General features: G+C 67.0%; 19 protein-coding genes, 1 tRNA gene, 1 other RNA gene and 1 pseudogene. 6 read left to right on the top strand and 16 right to left on the bottom strand.

Annotated features, from left to right (window positions below):
- Positions 1 to 35: 35 nt before the first annotated feature.
- The 5 genes from recR to ABLE92_RS18930 all read right to left on the bottom strand — a co-directional run bounded on the left by recR (position 36) and on the right by ABLE92_RS18930 (position 3,111).
- A complete protein-coding gene (gene recR / locus ABLE92_RS18950; RefSeq protein WP_348806318.1) occupies positions 36 to 647 on the bottom strand; it encodes a recombination mediator RecR in 612 nt (203 codons plus the stop codon).
- Between the two features lie 7 nt (positions 648 to 654).
- Positions 655 to 1,029 carry a YbaB/EbfC family nucleoid-associated protein gene (locus ABLE92_RS18945; RefSeq protein ID WP_348806317.1) on the bottom strand — a complete coding sequence of 125 codons (375 nt, stop codon included), beginning with the start codon at positions 1,027 to 1,029 and terminating at the stop codon, positions 655 to 657.
- Between the two features lie 49 nt (positions 1,030 to 1,078).
- Positions 1,079 to 1,414: a hypothetical protein gene (locus ABLE92_RS18940; protein WP_348806316.1), complete on the bottom strand. Its 336-nt coding sequence runs from the start codon at positions 1,412 to 1,414 to the stop codon at positions 1,079 to 1,081.
- Between the two features lie 318 nt (positions 1,415 to 1,732).
- Positions 1,733 to 2,626 carry a pseudouridine synthase gene (locus ABLE92_RS18935; protein ID WP_348806315.1) on the bottom strand — a complete coding sequence of 298 codons (894 nt, stop codon included), beginning with the start codon at positions 2,624 to 2,626 and terminating at the stop codon, positions 1,733 to 1,735.
- A gap of 44 nt (positions 2,627 to 2,670) precedes the next feature.
- A complete protein-coding gene (locus ABLE92_RS18930; protein WP_348806314.1) occupies positions 2,671 to 3,111 on the bottom strand; it encodes an SRPBCC family protein in 441 nt (146 codons plus the stop codon).
- An 84-nt stretch (positions 3,112 to 3,195) separates the two neighbouring features.
- Between ABLE92_RS18930 and ABLE92_RS18925 the strand changes: the two genes are divergently transcribed.
- On the top strand, positions 3,196 to 4,641 hold the full coding sequence (locus ABLE92_RS18925; RefSeq protein WP_348806340.1) for an FAD-binding oxidoreductase: 1,446 nt from the start codon (positions 3,196 to 3,198) through the stop codon (positions 4,639 to 4,641).
- The gene (locus ABLE92_RS18920; protein WP_348806313.1) at positions 4,638 to 5,975 is read left to right on the top strand and encodes a class I SAM-dependent methyltransferase; all 1,338 of its coding nucleotides are present in this window, start codon (positions 4,638 to 4,640) and stop codon (positions 5,973 to 5,975) included. Before ABLE92_RS18925 ends, ABLE92_RS18920 begins: the two co-directional genes overlap by 4 nt.
- Positions 5,976 to 6,296: 321 nt before the next feature.
- On the opposite strand, the gene ABLE92_RS18915 is transcribed toward ABLE92_RS18920, so the two are convergent.
- Positions 6,297 to 8,612, bottom strand: coding sequence for a DNA polymerase III subunit gamma and tau (locus ABLE92_RS18915; RefSeq protein ID WP_348806312.1), 2,316 nt, complete (start codon positions 8,610 to 8,612; stop codon positions 6,297 to 6,299).
- Between the two features lie 224 nt (positions 8,613 to 8,836).
- Here ABLE92_RS18915 and ABLE92_RS18910 point away from each other — a divergent pair, with 224 nt between their 5' ends.
- On the top strand, positions 8,837 to 10,579 hold the full coding sequence (locus ABLE92_RS18910) for an MFS transporter (protein ID WP_348806311.1): 1,743 nt from the start codon (positions 8,837 to 8,839) through the stop codon (positions 10,577 to 10,579).
- 46 nt (positions 10,580 to 10,625) lie between these two features.
- Here ABLE92_RS18910 and ABLE92_RS18905 read toward each other — a convergent pair whose 3' ends face one another.
- The 4 genes from ABLE92_RS18905 to ffs form a co-directional block, all read right to left on the bottom strand.
- Positions 10,626 to 12,176 (bottom strand): acyl-CoA synthetase, encoded by a 1,551-nt coding sequence (locus ABLE92_RS18905; RefSeq protein WP_348806310.1) that lies wholly within the window; start codon positions 12,174 to 12,176, stop codon positions 10,626 to 10,628.
- 111 nt (positions 12,177 to 12,287) lie between these two features.
- A complete protein-coding gene (locus tag ABLE92_RS18900; RefSeq protein ID WP_348806339.1) occupies positions 12,288 to 13,505 on the bottom strand; it encodes a glycosyltransferase 87 family protein in 1,218 nt (405 codons plus the stop codon).
- Positions 13,506 to 13,657: 152 nt separating this feature from the next.
- Positions 13,658 to 14,935 (bottom strand): aspartate aminotransferase type Ic, encoded by a 1,278-nt coding sequence (locus ABLE92_RS18895; protein WP_348806309.1) that lies wholly within the window; start codon positions 14,933 to 14,935, stop codon positions 13,658 to 13,660.
- 68 nt (positions 14,936 to 15,003) lie between these two features.
- Positions 15,004 to 15,098, bottom strand: an RNA gene (gene ffs / locus ABLE92_RS18890) — signal recognition particle sRNA small type.
- A 182-nt stretch (positions 15,099 to 15,280) separates the two neighbouring features.
- On the opposite strand from ffs, the gene ABLE92_RS18885 reads away from it, so the two are divergent.
- Complete coding sequence (locus tag ABLE92_RS18885; RefSeq protein ID WP_348806308.1) at positions 15,281 to 16,681, top strand: amino acid permease; 1,401 nt, start codon at positions 15,281 to 15,283, stop codon at positions 16,679 to 16,681.
- Between the two features lie 76 nt (positions 16,682 to 16,757).
- Here the strand turns inward: ABLE92_RS18885 and ABLE92_RS18880 are convergent.
- Together ABLE92_RS18880 and ABLE92_RS18875 are read right to left on the bottom strand one after the other, a co-directional pair.
- Positions 16,758 to 16,843 (bottom strand) — tRNA-Ser (locus tag ABLE92_RS18880).
- 74 nt (positions 16,844 to 16,917) lie between these two features.
- The gene (locus ABLE92_RS18875) at positions 16,918 to 18,042 is read right to left on the bottom strand and encodes an HtaA domain-containing protein (protein ID WP_348806307.1); all 1,125 of its coding nucleotides are present in this window, start codon (positions 18,040 to 18,042) and stop codon (positions 16,918 to 16,920) included.
- Between the two features lie 135 nt (positions 18,043 to 18,177).
- On the opposite strand from ABLE92_RS18875, the gene ABLE92_RS18870 reads away from it, so the two are divergent.
- Positions 18,178 to 19,035 carry an NmrA family NAD(P)-binding protein gene (locus ABLE92_RS18870; RefSeq protein WP_348806305.1) on the top strand — a complete coding sequence of 286 codons (858 nt, stop codon included), beginning with the start codon at positions 18,178 to 18,180 and terminating at the stop codon, positions 19,033 to 19,035.
- Between the two features lie 4 nt (positions 19,036 to 19,039).
- Here the strand turns inward: ABLE92_RS18870 and ABLE92_RS18865 are convergent, their stop codons facing one another.
- The gene (locus tag ABLE92_RS18865) at positions 19,040 to 20,119 is read right to left on the bottom strand and encodes a DNA polymerase domain-containing protein (RefSeq protein WP_348806304.1); all 1,080 of its coding nucleotides are present in this window, start codon (positions 20,117 to 20,119) and stop codon (positions 19,040 to 19,042) included.
- A gap of 1 nt (position 20,120) precedes the next feature.
- Positions 20,121 to 21,173, bottom strand: a complete 1,053-nt coding sequence (locus tag ABLE92_RS18860) for an ATP-dependent DNA ligase (protein ID WP_348806303.1) — start codon at positions 21,171 to 21,173, stop codon at positions 20,121 to 20,123.
- A gap of 35 nt (positions 21,174 to 21,208) precedes the next feature.
- Here ABLE92_RS18860 and gluQRS point away from each other — a divergent pair, with 35 nt between their 5' ends.
- Entirely contained in the window at positions 21,209 to 22,159 is a 951-nt protein-coding gene (gluQRS, locus tag ABLE92_RS18855; RefSeq protein ID WP_348806302.1) for a tRNA glutamyl-Q(34) synthetase GluQRS, read from the top strand.
- A 31-nt stretch (positions 22,160 to 22,190) separates the two neighbouring features.
- Here the strand turns inward: gluQRS and ABLE92_RS18850 are convergent, their stop codons facing one another.
- Positions 22,191 to 23,192, bottom strand: a complete 1,002-nt coding sequence (locus ABLE92_RS18850) for a hemolysin family protein (protein WP_348806301.1) — start codon at positions 23,190 to 23,192, stop codon at positions 22,191 to 22,193.
- Positions 23,189 to 24,569: pseudogene (locus ABLE92_RS18845) on the bottom strand (hemolysin family protein). The gene ABLE92_RS18850 and the pseudogene ABLE92_RS18845 overlap by 4 nt, the downstream one beginning before the upstream one ends.
- Positions 24,570 to 24,643: the final 74 nt, after the last annotated feature.

The following is a 24,643-nucleotide window of genomic DNA, read 5'->3' as shown; positions in this document are numbered from 1 at the left end:
ACCGGATGCAGCGGCGGTCGCGGACACGGGCGGTCTCAGGCGAGCGCCCGGCGGCCCGACAGGGCGCGACCGAGGGTGAGTTCGTCGGCAAATTCCAGGTCGCCACCCATCGGGAGCCCGGACGCCAGTCGGGTGACGCTGAGCCCCGGGAAATCCTTGAGCATGCGCAACAGATAGGTGGCGGTGGCCTCACCCTCGGTGTTGGGGTCGGTGGCCACGATCACCTCGGTGACGTCATTGCCGTCGGGGGTGTTGGCCAGTCGACGCAACAGTTCACGGATGCGGAGTTGATCCGGGCCGATCCCGGACAGCGGGTCGAGGGCGCCGCCGAGCACGTGATACCGCCCGTGGAACTCCTTGGTCCGCTCGATGGCGTGCACGTCCTTGGGTTCCTCGACGACACAGATCGTCGTCGCATCCCGTCGGGCGTCCGAGCAGATCCGGCACAACGTGTTGGCCGACACGTTGCCGCATTCGGCGCAGAAGGTGACGTCGTCACGGACGTGACCGAGCGCCGAGATTAGCCGATCGATCTCCTTCTTCTCGCCGGCGAGCAGCGCAAAGGCGATGCGCTGGGCACCCTTGGGCCCGAGGCCCGGCTGTTTGGCCAGCTCATCGATCAGATCCTGGATCGGCCCCTCGTACACGTCCGCCTCAGCCGAGTCCGGGCAGTCCGCCGCCGCCGAGTCCGCCGGCCAGGGGCCCCATCTTCTCGCCCGCGAGTTCCTCGCGCTTGCGCGCCAGATCGGCCAGGGCGCCGAGCAGGAGATCCTGCAGTGTCTCGACGTCGTCGGGATCGACGACCTTGGGGTCGATGGTCACCGCGGTGACCTCGCCCGTCCCGTTTCCGGTGACGCTGACCAGTCCGTTGCCTGCGGTTCCGGTCACCTCGGTCGCGGCGATCTCGTTCTGCGCCTCGAGAAGCTTGGCCTGCATCTGCTGGGCCTGCTGCAGCAGCCCCGCCATCGGGTTCTCGCCGCCGGCACCGCCGCCGCCGAAGAGGGCACTCGGGTCGAAAGGTTGATTCACGGGATCCAGAGTAGTCGCCACGCTGCGGGGGCTCCGTGGGCGCGCCGGGTCAGCGCAGCAGACGCTCGACGTGATCGACGATCTCGTCGACGGTGTCGTCGCCGACCGGGGTGATCTCGAAGGACAGGTCACTGTCGCCGAAGAGGCGTCCCGCGCGGGGGGTCAGCACGAACTCCAGCCGGTTGTCGTCGACGCGTCGCCAGTCGACGATCGCGTCGTAGATCGGTGCGGAGGCGCCGGTGGAGATGCAGTACCGATCATTCGCGCGGTCGCTGCCCACCAGGTCGCGCTGGATCTGGAAGCACGCCATCGACTCGTCGTCGATGAATACCACCGCCTCACAGCCGAGGTCGGGGTGGCGTTCGTAGGAGGCCCGGATCGTCACAGATCGCAGGGTAGCGGGGAGGTTACCGCCCGTCGAGTGGGCGCCGTTTCCCGTCGAGTGGGCGCTGTTTCCCGTTGAGTGGGTGCTCTTTCCCGTCGAGTGGGCGCTGTTTCCCGTTGAGTGGGCGCCGTTTCCCGTCGAGTGGGCGCCGTTTCCCGTTGAGTGGGTGCTCTTTCCCGTCGAGTGGGCGTTCCGTCTCCACCCGCGCATGGGCGATATGCACACTCGATCAGATTCGACGCACACTCGACGCAGATCAGCGCCCACTCGACGGGAAGTAGCGCACACTCGACGCAGATCGGCGCACACTCGACGACGTCAGCGCACGCTGCGGCGTGACGTGAAGCGCCGGTGCTCACCGCTGATCGGGTCGGTGAACGCCAACGAGTACGCCACCAGACGCAGCGGCTGCGAGAAGTCACCGTGATCGGGCCGCGCGGCGAGGTCGGCGTCCACCTCCGGATAGAGCGGATCGCCGACGATCGGCACGCCGAGCGAGGCCATGTGCAGCCGGAGTTGGTGGGTGCGGCCCGTGTGCGGGACGAGGCGATAGACCGACCCGTGGACGGATCGTTCGACTTCGGTGATGTCGCTGATCGCGTTGACCGGACCGTCGACGACGCGTGCGCGCAGGTCCCCGGCCGTCTTCTCGATGCGATCGCGCACCGTCTGCGTCCCGGACCAGTCGGCCGGCGAGGCCAGAGCGCGATACTCCTTGTCGACGCGACGCGTGGCGAACAGGTCCTGATAGGCGGCCCGCACTTCGGGGCGGAGCGTGAACAGCAGCACGCCCGCGGTGAGGCGGTCGAGACGATGCGCCGGGGCCACGAGGTCCGTGCCGAGTTCTCGTCGCAACCGGACCAGCGCCGTCTGCGTCACATGCCGACCCCGGGGCATCGTCGCCAGGAAGTGGGGTTTGTCGACGACGACGATGTCGTCGTCGCGGTGGAGGATCGGCAGGTCGAACGGGATCGGCACCTCGTCGGGCAGGTCCCGGTAGAGGTAGACCGAGCTGTTCATGGTCGCCGGCGCGGACAGGTCGACCGGCATGCCCTCGGCGTCGACGACCTCGCCGCGGTCCGCACGCGCCTGCAGTGCCTCGTCGGACATATCCGCCAGCGACGGGGTGGTCCGAAGGCAATCGCCGATCGTCGATTCCGGCCCGGAAGGCAGCACCACGCGGGTGGCGTCGACCCCGTCGCGGGGCGGCAACGGCGACGGCCGTGACCGGCCCCGACGACGCGGGCGTTCGGGGATTACTTCTCCAGCCGGGTCTTGAGGTTGGCCAGCAGGGCGGCCTGGATCTTGGCGAGGCCCTTGGGTGCGAAGGTCTTCTCGAAGAAACCACCGATGCCACTGGCATTGCTGTTCCACGTGGTCGTGGTGGTGACGGTGCTACCCGCTCCGGCGGCTGCGACCTTGTATGTCGTCACCATCGTCGAGTTCTCGTCGCGTTCGGTGATGGTGTCCGGAGAGACGGCCACGGTGGCCTTCACGTCGCGCTGACGCTTGGAGGTGGCCTGCAGGATCCAGTGCACGACGGTGCCGTCGCCGTTGCCTCCGCTGATCACCGCGTAGTCGCGGTACTGCTCGGGCAGGATCGCCGGGCGGACCTCGTTGTAATCGGCGAGCGCGCCGATCACGGCGTCCGGGGTAGCGGCGATCTCGGTCGACTGGCTTGCAGAAATCTGACCCACGGGCCGGGCTCCTTCGTCAGGTATTGATTGGCGGGCATGAGGCTCAGGTCCTAGGCTAGCCAAGTGAGCTCTGCAGACTTGGAGATGGGGGCAGCGGCATTCGAGGAGGGCGTGGCAACCCTCCTGAACAGTTATCGCGCCATCCCTCCGCAGGCCACTGTCCGACTCGCGAAGAAAACCTCGAATCTGTTCCGGGCGCGGGCGAAGAATCCACACCCCGGCCTGGATGTGTCCGGTCTGGACCGGGTGATCTCCGTCGACGCCGAGGCCAGAACCGCCGACGTCGCGGGCATGTGTACCTACGAGAACCTCGTCGCCGCCACGCTGCCGTACGGCCTGGCGCCGAAAGTCGTTCCGCAGTTGAAGACGATCACGCTGGGCGGCGCGGTCACCGGACTCGGGATCGAGAGCACCTCCTTTCGCAACGGTCTTCCGCATGAATCGGTGCTGGAGATCGACATCCTCACCGGCGACGGCGAAATCGTCACCGCCACACCCACCAACAGCTATGCCGACCTCTTTTTCGGATTCCCCAATTCCTATGGCACGCTGGGATATTCGGTTCGCCTGAAGATCGAGCTGGAAGTGGTCGCGCCGTTCGTCGAACTGCGGCATGTGCGATTCACCGATCTCGCCGAACTGCAACGGACCATGGATGTCATCGTCGGCGACCGCACCTACGACGGCGAACGCGTGGATTACCTGGACGGCACCGTGTTCACCGCCGACGAGGCGTACCTGACACTCGGGCGCCAGACCGACGAGCCGGGCCCGGTCAGTGACTACACCGACATGGACATCTACTACCGGTCGATCCAGCATGCGCCGCAGGTGACACCCAAACGCGACCGGTTGACGATCCACGACTACCTGTGGCGCTGGGACACCGACTGGTTCTGGTGTTCCCGCGCCTTCGGTGCCCAGAACCCGCGAGTGCGTCGAGTGTGGCCGAAACGCTTGTTGCGCAGCAGTTTCTACTGGAAGCTGATCGGTTACGACCATAGGTTCAACATCGCCGACCGGATCAACGCCCGTAAGGGCCTGCCCGCCAACGAGCGGGTGGTGCAAGACATCGAGGTGCCGATCGAGAACACCACCGCCTACCTCGAATGGTTCCTGGAGAACATCCCCATCGAGCCGATCTGGTTGTGCCCGTTGCGCTTACGGGATGATGCCGGAGCGAAGGGCGGATCGACGGATACATCCAACGCACGGGAGGGTGAGCACACTCGGCGTGTTGCTTCCCGGCCGTGGCCGCTGTATCCGCTGGAGCCGCACCGAACATATGTCAACGTCGGCTTCTGGTCGGCGGTGCCGGTGACCCCGGGCGATCCCGGGCACGCCAACAAGCTGATCGAACGCGAGGTGGCCGAGCTCGATGGCCACAAGTCCTTGTATTCGGAGTCCTTTTACAGTCCCGAGGAATTCGATGAGCTCTACGGGGGCGAACATTATCGGTTGCTCAGAAAGCGGTACGACCCCAAGGGCCGACTGCTGGACCTCTATGCGAAAGCGGTGAAACGGCAATGACGACCTACAAGGACAGCGCGCCGACCAACGGCGTCATCACGAAAACCGATGCCACACAGGGCAAACTCAATCTCGCGCAGGTCTTCGAATCCATCATGGGCGGCAATCTCAACATACGGATCACCGCCTACGACGGCAGTTCGGCCGGACCCGAGGACGCCGAGTTCGGCCTCAACCTGAAAACACCGCGGGGAACCACCTATCTCGTCACCGCCCCCGGCGACCTCGGACTCGCACGGGCATATGTCGCAGGCGATCTCGAGTTGATCGGTGCGCATCCCGGCGATCCGTACGGAGCACTGCAGGCGCTGGCGTCGGACCTGGAGTTCAAGCGGCCATCGCCACTCGTCCTCGCCCAGATCGCACGCTCTCTCGGGATCGAGCATTTCAAGCCCATCGCCCCGCCCCCGCAGGAGGCCCTGCCCCGGTGGCGGCGGTTCGCAGAAGGCCTGCGGCACAGCAAGGCTCGCGACGCCGAGGTCATCCACTATCACTACGACGTCTCCAACACCTTCTACGAGTGGGTCCTCGGACCGTCGATGACCTACACGTGCGCCGTCTACCCGGACCACGATGCGTCGCTGGAAACCGCGCAGGACAACAAGTATCGGCTGATCTTCGACAAGCTCCGCCTCAAGGCCGGCGACCGCCTCCTCGACATCGGTTGCGGCTGGGGCGGAATGGTGCGCTACGCGGCCCGCCGTGGCGTCAAGGTCCTCGGCGTGACCCTCTCGGCCGAGCAGGCCGAGTGGGCGCAGCAGGCCATCATCGACGAGGGCCTGTCCGATCTGGCCGAGGTACGTCACAGCGACTACCGCGATGTGCCCGAGGCCGAGTTCGATGCGGTGTCGTCGATCGGCCTCACCGAACACATCGGCGTCGGCAACTATCCGGCGTACTTCTCGTTCATGCGCGACAAGCTCCGCGTCGGTGGAATGTTGTTGAACCACTGCATCACTCGTCCGGACAACGGGAAGAACATGCGTGCCGGCTCGTTCATCGACCGCTACGTCTTCCCCGACGGCGAACTCACCGGTTCCGGCAAGATCATCTCCAAGCTCCAGGACATCGGTGGCGTCGAGGTGATCCACGAGGAGAACCTGCGTTATCACTACGCGATGACGCTGCGCGACTGGAACCGCAACCTCGTCGAGCATTGGGATGAGGCGGTGGCCGAGGTCGGCGAGGGGACCGCCCGCCTGTGGGGTCTCTACATGGCCGGCTGCCGCATCGGCTTCGAGCGCGACATCGTGCAGCTGCATCACGTCCTCGGCGTCAAACTCGACGCCAAGGGCCGTCAGGATCTTCCGCTGCGCCCGTGGTGGGACGCGTAGTCACGCAGTCGCATGGCCCCAGCGGTCGAGTAGCTCTACTGGTCGCGTTACCGCGCCGCGTACGTCGATGACGTTGCGCGCGGCGGAAATACATCCGACGCACGACCATTGACAGCGCTCTGCTGTGCGTTGACAGCGCTCTCCCCCACGTTGACAGCGCTCTGGAGCGGATCCTCGGACCACGCAGACCATCAATCCGAGCGCTGTCAGTGCAGGACAGAGCGCTGTCAGTGACTGCGTAAGCGCTGTCAACGTCCGACAGAGCGCTGTCAGTGACTACGCGAGCGCCGTCAACGTCCGACAGAGCGCCGTCAGTCGTCGTCAGAGTCCGTGTTCGGTCGAGTCGATCGGCGTGGCACCCAATTCCGTCTGCAGCAGGTCGAGGGCGAGCTTGTCGGGATCGATTCGGGCGTCGGGTGTCGCGTTGTGGGCGTCGGCGACCATCTCGGCGCGTTCCGCGTCGGGGATCTCCTCGTCCGGTCGTGGCGGCTCCGGTTCGGGTTCGGGCTCGGGTTCCGGTTCCACAGCGACCGCCTCGGAGCCCGCCTCGGGTTGGCGGGCACGGCTCGGCCGTGCGTAGGTCTGCCGCTTGGCCGCGCTCGTGCCCTGCTGCGATGCGGTCGAGGTGGCCGGCGCCGCGGCGGTGGCGTCACGAAGGACGATGCGCACCTCGAGATCGCCACCGAAGGTCTCGCTCAATGCCTCACGGATGATCCCCACCGCGTGCTGCGACGACAATCGACCGACCAGCACCTCGATGGGATGCCCGAGAGTGACCGTGGTGCCGTCGAAATCGTCGACGACGGCCGCCGACAGCATCGGCTCGAGACTCTTCGACCGCGACCTGACTGCGGTGCGCACCTCTTGGAACCGCTTGCGCACGGTGTCGAGGTCGAGACCGGCCGATGGTGCCGGTTCCGGTTCGGGCGCAGGCGCCGGCACGGGCCGCGCCGTGGCGACGCCCGGCTCGTCCGGTGGCACCTCGTACTCATCGACGGGTTCGTCCGGCAGTGGGATGTCGTCTTCGGCTGCGACGGGCACCGGGGCCGGTCGCGGGCGTGACGGCGGTTGCGGCGCAGTCGGATTCCCACCTCCGCGCGGACCCGGCATGGAAGTGTCGGCTTCCGGCGCGGGAGCAGGGGCGGCGGCCCGGGGTTCGTCCGGCCGCGACGACTCGGGCTTCGGCGCCACCTCCACAGGAGTCGAGTCCACGGGCGTCGAGTCCACGGGGGTCGACTCCACGGGGGTCGACTCCGCCGGAGCCGGGTCCGGCTGTGCCGGTTGGACTTCGGGTTCCGGCCGGGCCACGGCTTCTGGTTCGGGTGCGGCCGCACGTTCCTCTGCGGCCTTGCGTTGCGACGGACGCACGTACTTCGGCGGCGGCTCGTCGGCCGGAGGGGCGGACACCGGCGGCTGCGGCACGGACGTCGGCGACACCGTCGGCGCGGAGGCCGCCGCGGCACCCGACGCTGCGGGCGCGGCCACGACCACCCCGGATTCGAGTCGTTCCAGACGCTGCAGCAATGCCGCGTCGTCGGCGGAGGTGGTCGGCAGCAACATGCGTGCGCACATCACCTCGAGCAGTAGCCGCGGCGAGGTGGTACCGCGCATCTCGCCGAGCGCGTTGTGCACGATCTCGGCGAAGCGGGTGAGTCCGCCCGGTCCGAGTCGTTCGATCTGCGCGGTCATGCGGACGAGCTGATCACCGGGCGCCTCCACCAGACCCCGAGCGGCTGCGTCCGGAACCGCTTGCAGCAGAATGAGATCGCGGAGTCGTTCCAGGAGATCGACCGCAAAGCGGCGTGGATCGTGTCCGGCGTCGACGACCTTCTCGACGACGGCGAACAGCGCGGCACCGTCGGCGGTGGCCAGGGCGTCCACGGCATCGTCGATGAGCGCGATATCGGTGACGCCGAGCAGCGCGAGCGCCCTGTCGTAGGTGACGCCCTGTTCACCGGCACCGGCCAGCAACTGATCCAGAATCGACAGCGAATCACGCGGCGAACCGCCACCGGCACGGATCACCAGGGGGTAGACGTCGGCGCCGACCTGAACGCCTTCCTGCGCGCAGATGTTCTCCAGCAGTCCACGCATCACCGGCGGTGCCAGCAGCCGGAACGGATAGTGGTGGGTACGCGACCGGATGGTCGGCAGCACCTTCTCCGGTTCGGTGGTCGCGAAGACGAAGATGAGGTGCTCCGGCGGCTCCTCGACGATCTTGAGCAACGCGTTGAAGCCCGCGTTGGTGACCATGTGGGCCTCATCGACGATGAACACCCGGTACCGCGACTCCGAGGGAGCGTAGAACGCGCGATCCCGCAGCTCACGGGTGTCGTCGACGCCGCCGTGGCTGGCCGCGTCGAGTTCGATGACGTCCAGATTGCCCGGACCGCCGGGTGCCAGGGCGACACATGACGCGCACTCACCGCACGGGGTCGACGTCGGACCCTGCACACAGTTCAGCGACCGCGCCAGGATGCGGGCCGAGGACGTCTTGCCACATCCGCGCGGCCCCGAGAACAGGTAGGCGTGGTTGATCCGGCCACTGTCGAGCGCGCGGCTGAGGGGATCGGTGACATGCTCCTGCCCCACGACTTGGGCGAATGTCGCCGGGCGATAGGTGCGATACAGAGCCACGCGTCGAGAGTACCGGCGATCACCGACAGTCCGATCCTCTCCCCCACAGGGTCCTCGTCGGTGAAGTTTGACTATTCGCATTTAACACTTACGGGCAATTCTTCTACTTGACACGGCGTTAAGTGAGTTCTAGGTTACTTGCCATCCGAGTTGTGCAGATCACAGTTCGGCACCGGACGAGATCCCCACCACCGAACCAGGCGTTGTGCGCCGGAGGTTGCCCAATGACCAGTAACCCGCTGACCAGTAACCCGCTGACCAGTAACCCGCTGACCAATAACCCGCTGACCAATAACCCGAGAAACCCGCTGACCGAACTCCCGAGGACCGACACCCCACCGACGGCCGTCGGTCGCGACCGTCCGGCGTCGGCGCCGCCGCGGGAAACGGGCTCGACGCCTCGACGTCGCCGGGCCACCGGGACGCTGGTTGCGGCGTCGGCGGCGGTGATGGTGGCCCAGATCGCCAATGCCCTGCCCGGCGCCCTGAACGGTGTCTTCCAGGAGACCTTCAGCACCGTGGTCTCCCAATTGACTTGGATCACAGCGGCATTCATGATCCCGGTGGTCGTTTTCGAGCTCACCTTCGGCGTGCTCGGCGACCGTTTCGGCCATCGCCGCATGGTCGTCGGCGGCACGGTCCTGGTGGCGGCGGGCTCACTCGTCGCCATGTTCGCCTCGACGATCCAGATGATGTGGGTGGCCTCGGCCATCAACGGACTCGGCGCCGGTGCGATCTTCCCGGCCTCACTCGCCCTCGTCGCGTCGGTCGCGACGACGGTGCCCGAACGGGTTCGCGGCATCGCCGTCTGGGCGGGCTTTCTGTCCGCCGGTTCGGCCGTCTCGCCACTTCTCGGCGGCGTACTCGCCGACCTCGGCTGGTGGCAGGGGTCGTACCTGGTGGTCGTCGTCGTGTCGATCCTCGCCGCCGGGCTGACCGTGGTTCTCGCCGCGGATTCGCCCAGACACCCGGACCGTCGCGGCGACATGTGGGGGCAGATCACCTTCGCCGTCGGGTTGATCGCCGTGCTGTACGGGCTCGTGCAGGGACCCGAGGTCGGATGGGAGGCCAGGCCGGTCGTCACCACACTGGCCGTCGGTTCGGTCCTGCTGGTCGCCTTCGTCGTGATCGAGTCCCGGGTGCGTAACCCACTGCTGGATCTCACCCTGTTCCGCAACCGCCACTTCAGCGTGTCCTCGCTCGTCGCGGTCGTCGGCATGTTCGCGTTCCTGGGCGCGTGCTACTCGACCAGCATGTGGCTCGGCCCGGTGCAGCATCAGAGCCCGCTGTACACCGGCCTGATGTTCCTGCTGTTGCAGGGACCCGCGTTCGTGTTGATCCCCGTCATCAGCCGCCTGCAGATGCGGATTCCGTCGCACCTGCTGCTGACCGTCGGTTTCGTCTCGATGGCCGCCGGGGCCTTCCTCGCGTCGACCAATGATGTTATGTCCCAGTCGGTTTCACAGTTCGTCCTGCCGTGCCTGCTGGTCGGCATCGGTTTCGCCTTCACCCTGTCGCCGATGTCCGCGGTGGCGGTGAACTCCGTTCCCCGCGAGCAGACCGGCACCGCGAGCGCGGTCACCAATCTGCTGCGCGACCTGGGCTTCGCCCTCGGTCCGGTGCTGGTCGGTGCGATCGCCCTGAGCACCGCGGGCACACAGCTGATGAACGGCCTGCAGAGCTCCGGGTTGGCGCCGGCCGACATGGGCCCGGCGATGGGCATCGCACAGGCCGGCGGCCCGATCGCACTGAACTCGATCCCGGCCGGCGCGCCCGGATCGGTGGCGCATCCGATCGCGCTGGAATCACTGGGGAGCGGCTTCGCCCACGCCTATGTGGTGGTCGGTGTCGCCGCGGTGGCCGCGGCCATCCTGAGCTTCGCCGGACTGCGTCCGGGCGCGATCCGCGAGGAGATCGTCGAACCGAACACCGGCGGGTTCCCGGCGACGGGCGTGCCGGCGGCCTGACCGGCCGCCGGTGAAACCGCCGCCATCGGCCGTGTGAGCTACGTGCTCACACGGCCGTCACGCTGGTGAACTGTTCCCGCAGTTGGTATTTCAGCACCTTCCCGGACGGATTGCGGGGCAGCGCGTCGACGAACTCCAGGCGCAGCGGCAGCTTGTACCGCGCCAACTGATCCGCCGCGAACTCGCGCAACTCCTCCAGCGACACCTCGTGTCCGGGGGCGGTGGCGATCACCGCGGTGACGGCCTCACCCCACTTGGCGTCCGGCAGACCGAGAATCGCGATCTCGGCGATCGCCGGATGACTGTAGAGGACGCTTTCCACCTCGGCAGGGTAGACGTTCTCACCGCCGGTGATCACCATGTCCTTGACGCGGTCGACGACGTAGATGTAGCCGTCGTCGTCCTCGCGCCCGACATCGCCGGTGTGGAACCATCCGCCGTCGTCGATCGCCGCCGCGGTGGCACCCGGATTGTTCCAGTAGCCGACCATCACCTGCGGTCCGCGCACACAAATCTCACCCGGTTGCCCCACCGCGACAGGCGAATTCGCCGCATCGACGAGTCGTACGTCGGACAGCGGCAGCACCTTGTTGCCGGCCGCGCCGATCTTGGCGGCGGACTCGTCGACGCTCATCACCAACGCCAGGGGTGCCGTCTCGGTGAGCCCATAGCCCTGCGCGAAGGCCAGGCCACGCTCGGCGTAGCGTCGCATCAGCGGTTCGGGAACCGGCGCACCACCGCACACCAGGTAGCGCAGCGAGGAGAGGTCCGCGGTCTCGAACTGGGGCACCTGACTCATGAAGAGGTACATCGCCGGAACGCCGAACATCGTGGTGACGCGGTGCTTTTCGATGTCGGCGAGGGCCGCCACCGGATCGAAGGACTGGGCCAGGACGATGTGTCCGCCCTTCTGCAGGGTGATCAGCGTGGTGACATTGAGGCCACCGATGTGGAACAGCGGTGCGGCGCAGTAACTGATGTCCGAGGAGTCGACGTCGAGGCAGAACAGCGCATTGACGTTGTTCCAGAACAGATTCCCGTGTGTGAGCATGGCCCCCTTGGGGCGGCCGGTGGTCCCCGAGGTGTACATGATCACGGCCACCGCATCGGAATCGGGTTGCGCCGGAGCCGAAATCGGCTCGCTGCCGGCGATGAGTTCCTCCACCGAGGCCCAGCCGCCCCGCGCGCCGACGGCGATGCGACGCTGCAGCGGCAGCGGTTCGTCCACGGCGTCGACGACCGCGGCGAGATCCGGGTCGGCGATCAGGGTGTGCGCCCCGGAGTCGTTGATGATGTAGGCCAACTCGGTTCCGGTGAGCCGGAAGTTCAACGGCACGAACGTCGCGCCGGCGCGGGCGGCGGCGAACATGGCGGTGAGGAACATCGGGTTGTTGAGCCCGAGGTAGGCGACGCGGTCGCCGGCACCCACGCCACCGCCGACGAGGGCCGCGGCCAGCCGGTCGATCCGATCGGAGAGGTCACCGAAGGTGAGCGTGTGGTCACCGAAGGTGATGGCGGGTCGATGCGGACCGATCGCGGCGCGCCGCGCGATCCAGGAGCCGAGATCCATGGTTTCCGGGGTGCTCACGCGGGTCATGACGATTCTCCTATGACGAGGGCTGCGCTGATGGGACGGCCACTCGGGGCCGCCGACGCTGACAGCGTAGAACGTAACCCGCATCACAGGAAGGGTTTCAGTGAATTTCGACTAACTCAATTTCTCGGATGACGATGCGGCTGTGACACCGGACGAATCCGGCACCGCGGACCGCCGCCCCAGCACCACGATGGTGGCCAGCACCGTACCGAGGAAGATCGCGTTGTAGGGGTACACCAGGAAGAACTGCGCCCAGGCCGGGCCGGTCTCGGCCTTGAAGAACAAACCCATCAGGTACGCGTCGGGCATCACGCGGTTGACGAACCACATCGGATACGCGAAGTGGGTGCGCCACGCGAACGCCACCAGCACGAGCAACACGCCGCCGGCTCCCGCGAGCATCCGTCGGATCGGCGAGAGATCGGTTCGCAGCACCAGGTCCACGCAGATCACCAGCACCGGGACGAACCACACCCAATGATGTCCCCACGACATCGGGGAGATCGCGCAGGAGGTCATGCCGACCACCGACAACGCCAAGAGCTCATGCCCGTTGCGGTGGGCGAGGACGGCCGCGGTCATGCCCAGCCCGAGGGCGATGAGGACCACCGTCAGCCACAGCAACTGATTGGGGGCGTCGGAATGTGCGAGGTTGGCGATCATGCCGCGCAGCGACTGATTCCCGAGGGTCTGGGGTGCCCCGACCCGGTTGGAGTCGAAGAGTTTGTCGGTCCAGTACGACCACGAGGCGCTCGGCAGGAAGACGAAACCGACGACCATGGTCAGCAAGAAACCACCCACGACCCCGGCCATCGTCCGCCATCGACGCAGCAACGCGTAATACAGCAGGAAGATCAGCGGGGTGAGTTTGATCCCGGCGGCGATGCCGGCACCGATGCCCTTGAGCCGTGACCCGTCGGGCCGGAGCAGATCGGCGAGGATCACCAGCAGCAGAAAGACGTTGATCTGGCCGTACCAGATCGTCGTGCGCACCGGTTCGAGCAGCATCGACACCGCGACCAGCCCGACGGCCAGGCTCCGCAGTGGCCACGTCGCGCGCCGCCCCAACGCCGCGAAGCACAACATGATGACGACGTAGAGCGCGACGATGATGCCGATACTCCACACGATCCGCGCGGCCTCGAAGGACATCCACGCGAACGGCATCAACACCACGACCGAGACCGGCGCATACGTGTAGTCCATCTGCCCGAGCAGTTTCGCGTCGTAGAGGCTGCCGCCCTCCCACACGGTCCGGGCGCCCTCGCGGTAGACGTCGAGATCGAGCTGGTAGTCGAACAATCCCCAGAACGGGGTGGTGAACGGCATGATCGCGTGCTGACACCACAGCGCGACCGCGGCGAGGATCAGTCCGAGCGCAACCAGGCCCACCTGCCGGGCGACGTGCGTCGGGGCGCGGCGCACCCGGTCGGTGGTCGGCTCACCGTCCGTCAGCATCGGCGTACCGGCACGCCCACTCCTCAGGAGTCGATCGCGGAGATCAACGTCTCCGTGGCGGCGAGCAGTACGCAGGTGGCGACGCCGTCCATCGCGACCTGGAGGTCATCGGTGCTGGGGAAGGTCGGTGCGAGCCGGATGTTGCGGTCGTGCGGATCGTTCTTGTACGGGAAGGCCGAGCCCGCGCCGGTCAACGCGATACCGGCCTCCTTCGCCAGGGCGATGGTCCGCTTGGCGGCACCGTCGATGACGTCGAGGTTGATGAAGTAGCCACCCTCGGGTTCCGACCAGGTTGCGACCTTCGATTCGGCGAGCCGGTCGGCGAGGATGTCGAGGACCATCGCGAACTTCGGCGCGAGGATCTCGCGGTGCCGGGCCATGTGGGCGCGCACACCGTCGGCGTCGCCGAAGAACTTCGCGTGGCGCAGCTGATTGATCTTGTCCGGGCCGATGGTGGCGAAGCCGACGTTCTTGACGAACCAGTCGACGTTGGCCTTCGACGACCCGAAGAAAGCGACGCCGGCACCGGCGAAGGTGATCTTCGACGTCGAGCCGAGCACGTACACGCGGTTCGGATTCCCGGCCTCGGCGGCCCAGTCGAGCACCGGGAACGGTGGCGGCGGGGCGTCGACGAGGGTGTGCACCGCATACGCGTTGTCCCAGAAGATGCGGAAATCGTCGGCCGCGGGCATCGACAGCAGCGCACGGGTGACCTCTTCGCTGAAGGTCACGCCGGTCGGATTGGAGTAGGTGGGGACCGCCCACATGCCCTTGATGCTCGGGTCGGCGGCGAGGAGTTCGGCACACACCGCGACGTCCGGGCCGTCGGGGTTCATCGGCACGGTGATCATCTCGATGCCGTACTGCTCGGTGATCGCGAAGTGGCGGTCATAACCGGGCGCGGGGCACAGGAACTTGACCGGTCCCGAGCCCCACGGCTGCGCCGAATCCGCGGTGCCCTTGAGCAGGCCGAAGGTCACCAGGTGATGCATCAGGTCGAGGCTGGCGTTGCCGAAGGCGATGAGATTCGCCGGGTCGACGGCGAGGAGTTCACCGAAGATCGCGCGGAGTTCCGGAAGTCCGGTCAGGCCCCCGTAGTTGCGGGTGTCGGTGCCGTCGGCGGCCTTGTATTCGTCACCGGGCAACGCGAGCAGTTCGTTGGACAGGTCGAGTTGTTCGGGCGCCGGTTTGCCGCGGGTGAGATCGAGTTTCAGCCCGGCCGCGCAGAGCGCGTCGTAGAGCTTTCGGAGGTCGTCCTGGGTGGCGCGGAGTTCGTCGGCACTCTTCGAGTGAAAGTTCAACGCGGGACCTCTCGCGAAGCCGACGCATGGGGTGGGCGTCGGCGAAAGTGATCTGGTGTTGGGAGATCTGTAGGGGACCCCGCGCACCCGAGAGAGCCCGTTGACCCTTGCTGCCTTCCGGCCCTGGGGGAGTTCACAGGATGCACGCCGCGCGGGATCCGTCGTCAAGTGTAGCGAGTCGGATCGGGCCCGGATCACCACCCCCGAAACGGCGCCGGCAAACGGTCAAACCCGACCATTGCGGCATCGGCTGCGAGGTGGGTGACGCCGCCGTAGCGTCGGGCAGATCCCCACAAGGGATCGTTCACCGCACGACATCTCACCACCCCAGGAGATTGAGAACCCATGGCCTCTGTCGACCAGAAGGCGCCCGCGTCCACCGGGCACGGCTCGCTCGGATCGAGCCTCAAACCACGTCACATCACGATGATCTCCATCGCCGGGGTCATCGGCGCCGGCCTGTTCGTCGGCTCGGCCAACGCCATCGAGAAGGCCGGACCCGCCGTCCTCATCTCCTATGCGATGGCCGGCACGCTCGTCGTCCTGGTCATGCGGATGCTCGGCGAGATGGCCACGTCCAACCCCGACACCGGATCGTTCTCCGTCTACGCCGACCGCGCGCTGGGCCGCTGGGCCGGATTCTCCGTCGGCTGGCTGTACTGGTGGTTCTGGGTGCTGGTCATCCCGGTCGAGGCCACCGCGGCCGCGGCGATCCTCACCGACCTGATCGGTGGGGCGCAATGGATGTGGGCCCTGGCCGTGACGGTGCTGCTGACCGTCACCAACCTGGTCAGCGTCGGCAACTACGGCGAGTTCGAATTCTGGTTCGCCCTCATCAAGGTCGTCGCGATCGTCGCGTTCATCGTGATCGGTGTCGCCGCCATGCTCGGCTGGATTCCCGGGTCCGAGGTGAGCGGGATCAGCCACCTCTGGGAGCCGGACGGCTTCATGCCCAACGGTTTCGGCGCGGTGATCGCCGGCATGCTCATCACGATGTTCTCGTTCATGGGCACCGAGATCGTCACCATCGCCGCGGCCGAATCGCCGAACCCGGAAAAGGGCATCACCAAGGCCGTCAACTCGGTGATCTGGCGTATCTCGCTGTTCTACCTGGGCTCGATCTTCGTGGTCGTCGCCCTGCTGCCCTACGACCAACTCCCCGACGGGTCGTATCAGTCGGTGCTGCAGGCCATCGGCATCCCGGGCGCCGCGGTGATCATGGACATCGTCATCCTGACCGCCGTCGCGTCGTGCCTGAACTCGGCGCTCTACACCGCCTCCCGCATGCTGTTCTCCCTCGGCACCCGGCACGACGCCCCGTGGGCGGTACGACGACTGACCGGCAACGGTGTGCCGTGGGTGGCGGTCCTGCTGTCGATGGTGGTCGGGTTCGTCGCGGTGATCGGCAACTACGTGCTGCCCGACAAGATCTTCGCGTGGCTGCTCGCCACCAGCGGTGCGATCGCCCTGTTCGTCTACCTGACAATCGCCGCGAGCCAGCTGAAACTCGGACGGAATCTGCGGCTGGAGGGGCATCGACCGCCGGTCAAGATGTGGCTGTTCCCCTACCTGACCGGCGCCGTCATGGTGTTCATCGTCGCGATCCTGATCCTGATGATCTTCGACAACGACCAACGCCAGGCCATCCTCTTCTCCGCGATCTCCGCGGCGATCATCGTCGGCGCGGGCGTCGTGGTGCAGAAACGCAGCACCGATCCGCATCCGGTGGCGCCGGCGGAGGACTGATACTGGCGATCACGGACGAGACCGCCGATGAGAAAAGCCCCGGTCCCGCTGGATCGCAGCGAGGCCGGGGCTTCGGCGGAGGATAGGAGATTCGAACTCCTGAGGGCTGTTAACCCAACCCGCGTTCCAGGCGAGCGCCATAGGCCACTAGGCGAATCCTCCAACGTCGGTCGATGATACTGGTCGGGCGGTCGCAACCCAAACCGCGTCCACGACGACCACCGGTCCGGCTGACCTCACGACGTCGGAAAGTGCAGTTCCAGCGGAGATCCCGGGCCGACGCTGAGCGCCGCGAGCACCTCGGGCGTGATGCCGGGACGGAATCGGACGGTCGCCGCGTGGACATCCCGGCCGTCGCCGATGCCGGCGAGATCGACGTCGGCGATGTCGACGCGGCGCTGTGCGTCGGTTCCGTTCATGTTGGTCGTCGAGGTCGCCAGGCTCAGGACGCCGCGTCCGCGGTCCACCCGGATCACCGGATCGCTCAGCGCGATCTCGGCGAGGTGAAATCTACTGAAGGCGACGATGGTGCCCCGGTAGCGCAGAGTTCCGGTCCCGTGGCGGAGATCGTTCGAGGTCAGTGCGAACGTCAGGCGTCCACGGTCGTCGACACCGGCCCCGTCCGATCCGCTGATCCCGCCCGCCGCCTCTTCGGTCACCACACGGTGGAAGTAGGGCGAATAGGCCCAGACGAGGTTCCGCGGTGCCGGCATCGGGGTGTTCGGCCCGGGTTCGGTCGAGTAGATGATCGGCACCGCCAACTCCTGCGCCGCGTTGTCGGCTCCGGCCGCACCGTAGGTGTACACGCCGTAGCGCGCGGCGACCGGGATGTCGGCAGGGGTGGAGGCCGTCACCTGGGCCCGGAACGAACCGTCGGCGGTCAACGGGACCCATTGCTGCCGAATGGTGCGACGCATGTCGAACGGCGCCGAGGGGACCTGCGCCAGCGCCGACGGTGCCAGCGCCCATCTCACCCCGGACCGGTTCGCTGCGCGCGCCGATTCGGGTGCGCCCGCCGACGGCTTCCAGTTCGGCGCGAAGGCACCGAAGGCGATGAAGGTGCCGTGCGGGACGCCCGGTGGTACCGGCACCGGCAGTCCGTATCGGTTGGCGTCGGGATCGAAACCGGTCCCGACCACCACCAGGGAGTCACCGGGATGGATCACCGTCGTCCCGACCGGCGTGACGCCGTCGGCGAGATACACCGCGATCTGGGGCCTGAACCCGGTGGCCGCCGACGCGATCCCGGAGGTGGCGGTGTGCGCCCCACACAGTCCGATCAGCAGGGCCACGATTCCGGCGATCACCGCACCGTTTCCCAGGGGGCGGGCGTCGACGACAGCACACCGGTTCCGTTGCATGAGGGCAGGCTAACCGACACTCCACGGGGCCGACAGGGCCCTTCGACCTGCGATGAATGCGTCATCTGCGCCTCGTGTCCGACCGGCGCACGTAGCCTCGGTCATGTCCTTGCCGTTGCCGTCGAGAGGGAAACCATGTCTGGTCCGTCGAGCCCATCCGTACCGATCGCCGTCCTCGGGGCCACCGGCGGCCAGGGCGGAGCCGTCGTCGATTCGCTGCTCACCGCTGGGGTGCCGGTGCGCGCGGTGGTGCGCTCCCCCGGCTCCGAGCGCGCCCGGGCGCTGGCCGATCGCGGCGTCGAGCTCGTCGTCGGGGACATCGTCAGCGGCGACGGCCTCACCGAGGCGTTTACCGGCGCGGCGGGCGCGTTCGCGTTGACCACTCCGTTCGAGACCGGAGTGGACGCCGAACTCGTCCAGGGCGACGCGATCATCGCCGCGGCCACCGCGTCGACGCTCCCCTATCTGGTGTTCAGTTCGGTGGCCAGCGCGAATCTGAACACCGTTGTGCCGCATTTTGATTCGAAGTTCCGGGTCGAACAGCGCCTGGCCGCCACCAGCATTCCGCACACCATCGTCGGCCCGACGTACTTCTACGACAACATCTTCGGCAGCAAGGATGCGATCGACGCGGGACTGCTGCTGATGGGGATGCCGACCGATCAACCACTGCAACAGTTGTCGCGTGCGGATCTCGGCGACTTCGTCGCGGCCCTGTTCACCGATCCGCAGGCGCACGTCGGGCAACGCATCGACATCGCATCGGATTCGGTGACGCCGGGTCAGATGGCGGCGGTCCTGTCCTCGGTATTCAACACCGAGATCCGCGCGGAAGCCTATGATCCGGAACGGATCTCATCACCGGACATGCGGGCGATGTTCACCTTCCTCGGAACAACCGGCTACTCCGTCGACATCCCGGCACTGCACCGCGATTTCCCGAGTATCGGGTGGCAGTCCTTCGCCGACTGGGCGGCAGGCGCATTCGGCTGATCGGTCATTCGATGCGGTTGCCCTTCTCATCCCAGTGTGCGGCGACCTTCTTGCTCGGCTGCACCCGCGGGGGTTCACCCGGCATCTTCGGATAGCTCGGCGGGTAGGGCATGTCACCGAGTCCGTCGGCGTCGTCGCGGTGCACCATCTCCAGCAGCGGCTCGAGACCTTTCCGGCGGTCGGCGATGTCGGCCATCGGATCACCGCGGCGCGCAACGAGATCCGGCACCGTCGCCATCGTGCAGTCATCGGGATGCACCTCGGCGAGTTCGGCCCAGGTGACCGGCGTCGACACCCGGGCGGTTGCGCTGCGCCGGACCGAATACGGCGAGGCCATGGTGCGGTCACGGGCATTCTGATTGAAGTCGATGAAGATCCGTTCGCCGCGTTCCTCTTTCCACCACGAGCTGGTCACCCCGTCCGGATCCCGGCGTTCCATCTCGCGGGCGATGGCGATGACGGCACGGCGGGTTGCGACGAAATCCCACTGCGGTTCGATCGGGACGAACACGTGAATACCCCGTCCCCCTGAGGTTTTCGGGAACCCGGTGTAGCCGAGTTCGTCGAGGAGCGGGGCGAGGATGTCGACGGCGACGCGTCGCACATCGTCGAAGTCGGTTCCGGGCTGCGGATCGAGATCGATCCGCAGTTGGTCGGGATGGTCGTTGTCGTCGTCGTGGGTGGGCCAGCTGTGGAAGGTGACCGTGCCCAGGTTGGCGCCCCAGACGATGTCGGCGGGGACGGTGGGGCGCAGGGCATCTCCGGTGCGGCCGGAGGGAAAGGTGATGCGCGTGGAGAGTACGTGCTCGGGACGCTTCTTGGCGATGTGCTTCTGGTAGATCTCGTCGCCCTCCACGCCGTCGGGGAACCTTTGCAGGAAGGTCGGGCGGTCGCGGAGTGCGGTCATGATGGGGCCGTCGGTGCCGTCATCGCGCGGCAGGGCCATCGTCCGGTAGTAGCCGACGAGATCGCGTTTGCGGCCGCCGTTCTCGCCGAGTTCCGGGAAATAGATCTTGTCCGGGTTGCTCATTCGGACGGCGATGCCGTCGACGTCGAGTTCCTCAGCAGGCGATCGCGAAGCCACCTCAGTCCTCCCCTTCGAGCACGTCGTGCAGGTCGTAGGTCAACGGGACCTCGAGTTGGTCATAGCCGCAGCTCTCGGGGTCGCGGTCGGGGCGCCAGCGCAGGAACTTCACCGTGTGCCGGAAGCGCCCGTTCTCCATCTGATCGTAGGCGACCTCGGCGACGAGTTCGGGCCGGATCGGAATCCACTGCCCCGACTTCTCCGACCGCCAGCGGGTGGGTTCGCCGGCGGCGGGTTTGTCCGGGTCCAGCCGCATCGGCTCGAACATCTCCTGCAGTTCGATGCGCTTGGCGTCGGTGAAAGCGCCTGCGCCGCCGATCATCCTGGGTTGTCCATCGTGGTAGAGGCCCAATAGCATCGAACCGAGTCCGGTGCCGCTCTTGTGGATTCGATATCCGATGACCACGCAGTCGGCGGTGCGCTTGTGTTTGACCTTGATCATCTCGCGTTTGTTCTCGACGTAGCGCCCGGCCAGACGTTTGGCGACGACGCCGTCGAGTCCGGCCCCCTCGAACGCCGAAAACCACTCCTGCGCCCGGACCGGGCTTTCGGTGACGCGGCTGACGTGGAACCGGCGATCACGCCCACCCGGGCCGATCGCCTCGAGCAGTGTGTCGCGGCGGGTGGTGAAGGGTTCGACGAGCACGCTGGTGGTGCCCAGTGCCAGCGCGTCGAAGCCGATGAAGATGGCCGGGGTGGTCTCGGACAGCATGGTGACCCGTGACGCGGCCGGGTGGATGCGTTGAGCCAGTGAGTCCCAGTCGAGGCGATGGGTGCCCTCGATCAGGGATGGCACCCCGATCTCGCCGTCGAGGACCACCTTGTCGGGCAGTTCGTCGCGGGCGGCGTCGACGATCTCCGGAAAGTACCGCGCCAGATCCTTGCCGCCACGGGACCCGATGACCACCTCGTCGCCGTCCCGAAAGAGCAACGCGCGGAAACCATCCCACTTGGGCTCGTAGGACCATTCGGGTTGGTCGGCGGGTTGCGGGGGGATGCCGGTGGTGGCCTTGGCGAGCATCGGCGCGATGGGCGGGTTCACGGGAAGGTCCACGGGTCCATCGTCGCCCACTTGTAGCCTCGGGGGCAATGATCAACAATCCCGGCGATTCCGGTCCCCCTGCGCCGGCCTCGGTGACACCGGCGGGACGCTTCGCGCCGTCCCCGTCCGGCGAACTGCACGTCGGCAACCTGCGCACCGCAGTGCTGGCCTATCTGTTCGCGCGGACCACCGGGCGACGATTCCTGTTGCGGATGGAGAATTTGGACCGGACGGCCGTCGGCGCGGACGCAAGGCAGATCGCCGATCTGCGATCACTGGGGATCGACTGGGAGCCACCGGTGGTGTATCAGACCGATCGGCTGGGGCGGTATCGGGAGATCATCGACGGGTTACGCGCGGCCGGTCGCACCTTCGAGTGCTTCTGCACGCGGCGGGAGATCCTCGAGGCGCCGTCGGCGCCGCACACCCCGCCCGGCGCGTACCCGGGCACATGCCGGCATCTGAGCCCCGAACAGCGTGACCTCAAGCGGGCCTCCGGTCGGCCACCGGCCATCCGGATCATCTCCGAGGTCCGCGAGTTCACGGTGACCGATGTGTTGCACGGCAGCTACACGGGTGCGGTCGACGACTTCGTGATCCAGCGGGGCGACGGCGCACCCGCCTACAACCTCGCGGTGGTCGTCGACGACGCCGAGCAGGGCATCGACCAGGTCTGCCGAGGCGATGACCTGTTGTCGTCGGCACCCCGGCAGGCCTATCTGGCAACGCTTCTCGGGCATGCGCCACCCACCTACGCCCATGTGCCGATGGTGCTCAACCCTGACGGTGTGCGGTTGAGCAAACGCGACGGTGCGGTGACGCTCGCCGATCTCGCCGCACGCGGCGTCGACGCCGCAACGGTTCTCGACCACATCGCGGCATCGGCGGGTCTGGCCGAGGCGGGTGAGCACATCGACGTTGTCACGCTTGCAGAGCGTTTCGACCCTGCCGCGCTGCCCCGGCAACCGTGGATCCTGACCGCGGACGAGTGGGACTGAACCGCCCCGGGGCCGCTCGGCCTTCCCGGGATCAGCCGGCCGTCGCGAGCAACCTCGTCAGCACATCATCGATGGAGAGCACACCCGTGACCCGGCCCTCGTCGACGACCACCGCAATGTGATTGCGGTACTGGCGCATACGACTCAACGCGTCATACACCGGAAGGGCCGGTTCGAGTTCGAGCACGTCACGCATGAGGTCACCGGCGGTGGCCCCGGTCGGCGCGTCGAGGCTGTCGCGCACATGCACCACGCCGCACACGCGATCACCCTCGCGCACCAGCAGGCGCAGATGCCCGGTCTCACGACCACGGTCCTGGATCTGCTGGGTGTCGGCGTCGGCGCCGACACCACTGGGCTCGACGAACGTCGCCATGTCACCGACCGTCAGCGCGGCGAGATCCAAAGCGCTGGTGAGATGTTCGCGGTAGCGCTCCTCGAGGGTTCCGACCATCGCCGAATGCTCGACGAGCTGCCGCAGGGTTTCCGGGTCTCCGCCACCGGCCACCTGGTCGACGGCGTCGACGCCGACCATCTTCAGCACCCGGTTGGCGAACCGGTTGAGCACGACGATCACCGGGCGGGTGAACCACATGAACACCCGCATCGGAATGGCCAGCAGCACAGCAGATTTCTCCGGATGTGCGATCGCCCACGACTTCGGCGCCATCTCACCGACCACCAGATGCAAGAAGGTGACGATGATGAGCGCCAGGACGAAACCTGCGACGTCGGCGATCCACAGCGGCGCGCCGATGTGCTCGATCGCGGGGGTCAGCCAGTGGTGCACGGCCGGTTTGGTCACCGCACCCAGTGCCAGGGTGCAGACGGTGATGCCCAACTGCGAACCGGCAAGCAGCACAGACAGTTCCGAAGCGCTGCGCAGTGCCGCCCGGGCGGAACGACTCGTCGACGCGGCATCCTCCAGCCGGTGCCGGCGCGCCGCGATCAGCGCGAACTCGACGGCGACGAAGAACGCGCTCGCGGCGATCAACCCCAGCGTGACGGCGACGACAACCCACGGATTGCTCATCGCTCGTCCACCTTGTCGCTCATCTCCACCGTGACCAGCACCGACGACGGCACCCGATTGGCGACGGACACCACCGTCGCCGTGACGAGCGGTTCCGAAGCGGGGGCGTCGTCGGCGAGGGCACCGGGGTCGGGTTCCACGGGCAGCTCGATCGTGTCCCCTTCGGCGGGAAGCTCGCCCGCCGACGCGATGATCAGACCACTGAGGGTTTCGTAATCACCTTCGGGCAGTTCGTGTCCGAGCGCTCGGGAGACCTCATCGAGGTGGGCGTCGCCACGGATCAGCCAACCGTCGTCGGTCTTCTCGATGGGTCCGGGGGCCAGTGGGTCGTGTTCGTCGTCGATCTCGCCGACGAGTTCCTCGGCCATGTCCTCGGCGGTGACGATTCCGGCGAAGCCGCCGTATTCGTCGATGACGACCGCCATCTCGTCGCGGGCCTCGGTGATCTGATCGAGGACACGAGGCAGCGGCAGCGTGGTGGGCACGATCACGGCGTCGCGCACCAGGTCGGCGGCGGTGCGAGCCGTCGGCGTCGGCGTGGCCGACCATTCCAGGACGTCACGCAGGTGCACGACACCCACGACGTCACCGGATTCGTTGTCGAGCACCGGATATCGGGTGTGCCCGGTGGCCATCTTGGTGCGCACCTCTCCGAGGTCGAGATCGGCCGGCACGGAGTCGACGCGCGGTCGCGGCACCATCGCGTGTTCGGCGGTGCGTTCCGGGAACTCCAGCACCCGATCGAGCAACTGTGACAGCTCCTCGGGTATCTCACCCGACTCGGCGGATTCGGCGACGATGTGTTCGAGGTCGCGCGGGGTGGCCGAGTGCTCGACGTCGTGCACGGGCTCGATGCGCAAGGCCTTCAGCAACAGATTCGACGCGGCGTCGAACAGCGTGATGACGGGTCCGAAGATCTTGAGATAGGTACTCGTCGACAGGGCCAGGCGGCGTGCCACCGGTTCCGGCCGGGCGATCGCGAGGTTCTTGGGGAACAGCTCCCCGAAGACCATCTGGATCACCGTGGAGAACAGCACGGCCAGCACGGTGCCGATGGCCACGCCGACGGTGACCGGGACACCGACCTCGTCGAGGACGTCACCGAAGCCCGAACCGATGAGAGGTTCGGCAACGTAGCCGACGAGGAGGCCGGTCACGGTGATGCCCAGTTGCGCGCCGGACAGCATGAACGACGTGCGGCGTGTCACGTTCAGGGCACGTTTCGCGGCGGCGTCGCCGGCCTCCGCCCGCGCCTTTGAGGCGCGACCGGTCGACGGCCATGTACGCGAACTCCTGGGCGACGAAGTAGCCGGTCAGAGCGGTGATCAAGAAGACCACCACGATGCCGATCAGGATTCCGAGCAAGGTCAGCAGCATGACGCCCCGCTCTCGGGGGTGGCGACCACGGCTCGGTCAGAAGAGGATGCCCCCGATTGGGGGCCGGATCGTCG

The sequence above is a fragment of the Gordonia oleivorans genome, assembly GCF_040044975.1.
GTDB classification, from domain to species: Bacteria; Actinomycetota; Actinomycetes; order Mycobacteriales; family Mycobacteriaceae; genus Gordonia; species Gordonia oleivorans.
This window is presented reverse-complemented; position numbering and strand designations above follow the sequence as displayed.

What these genes read in the sequence shown, in the direction of transcription:
- ABLE92_RS18900 (WP_348806339.1), bottom strand. Translation starts at nt 13,505, where the DNA reads ATGCCGTTCACCACCCCGTTCTGGGGATTGTTCGACTACCAGCTCGAT.
- gluQRS (WP_348806302.1), top strand. Translation starts at nt 21,209, where the DNA reads ATGATCAACAATCCCGGCGATTCCGGTCCCCCTGCGCCGGCCTCGGTG.
- ABLE92_RS18850 (WP_348806301.1), bottom strand. Translation starts at nt 23,192, where the DNA reads ATGAGCAATCCGTGGGTTGTCGTCGCCGTCACGCTGGGGTTGATCGCC.
- ABLE92_RS18875 (WP_348806307.1), bottom strand. Translation starts at nt 18,042, where the DNA reads ATGCAACGGAACCGGTGTGCTGTCGTCGACGCCCGCCCCCTGGGAAAC.
- ABLE92_RS18905 (WP_348806310.1), bottom strand. Translation starts at nt 12,176, where the DNA reads ATGACCCGCGTGAGCACCCCGGAAACCATGGATCTCGGCTCCTGGATC.
- ABLE92_RS18920 (WP_348806313.1), top strand. Translation starts at nt 4,638, where the DNA reads ATGACGACCTACAAGGACAGCGCGCCGACCAACGGCGTCATCACGAAA.
- ABLE92_RS18885 (WP_348806308.1), top strand. Translation starts at nt 15,281, where the DNA reads ATGGCCTCTGTCGACCAGAAGGCGCCCGCGTCCACCGGGCACGGCTCG.
- ABLE92_RS18910 (WP_348806311.1), top strand. Translation starts at nt 8,837, where the DNA reads ATGACCAGTAACCCGCTGACCAGTAACCCGCTGACCAGTAACCCGCTG.
- ABLE92_RS18925 (WP_348806340.1), top strand. Translation starts at nt 3,196, where the DNA reads ATGGGGGCAGCGGCATTCGAGGAGGGCGTGGCAACCCTCCTGAACAGT.
- ABLE92_RS18870 (WP_348806305.1), top strand. Translation starts at nt 18,178, where the DNA reads ATGTCTGGTCCGTCGAGCCCATCCGTACCGATCGCCGTCCTCGGGGCC.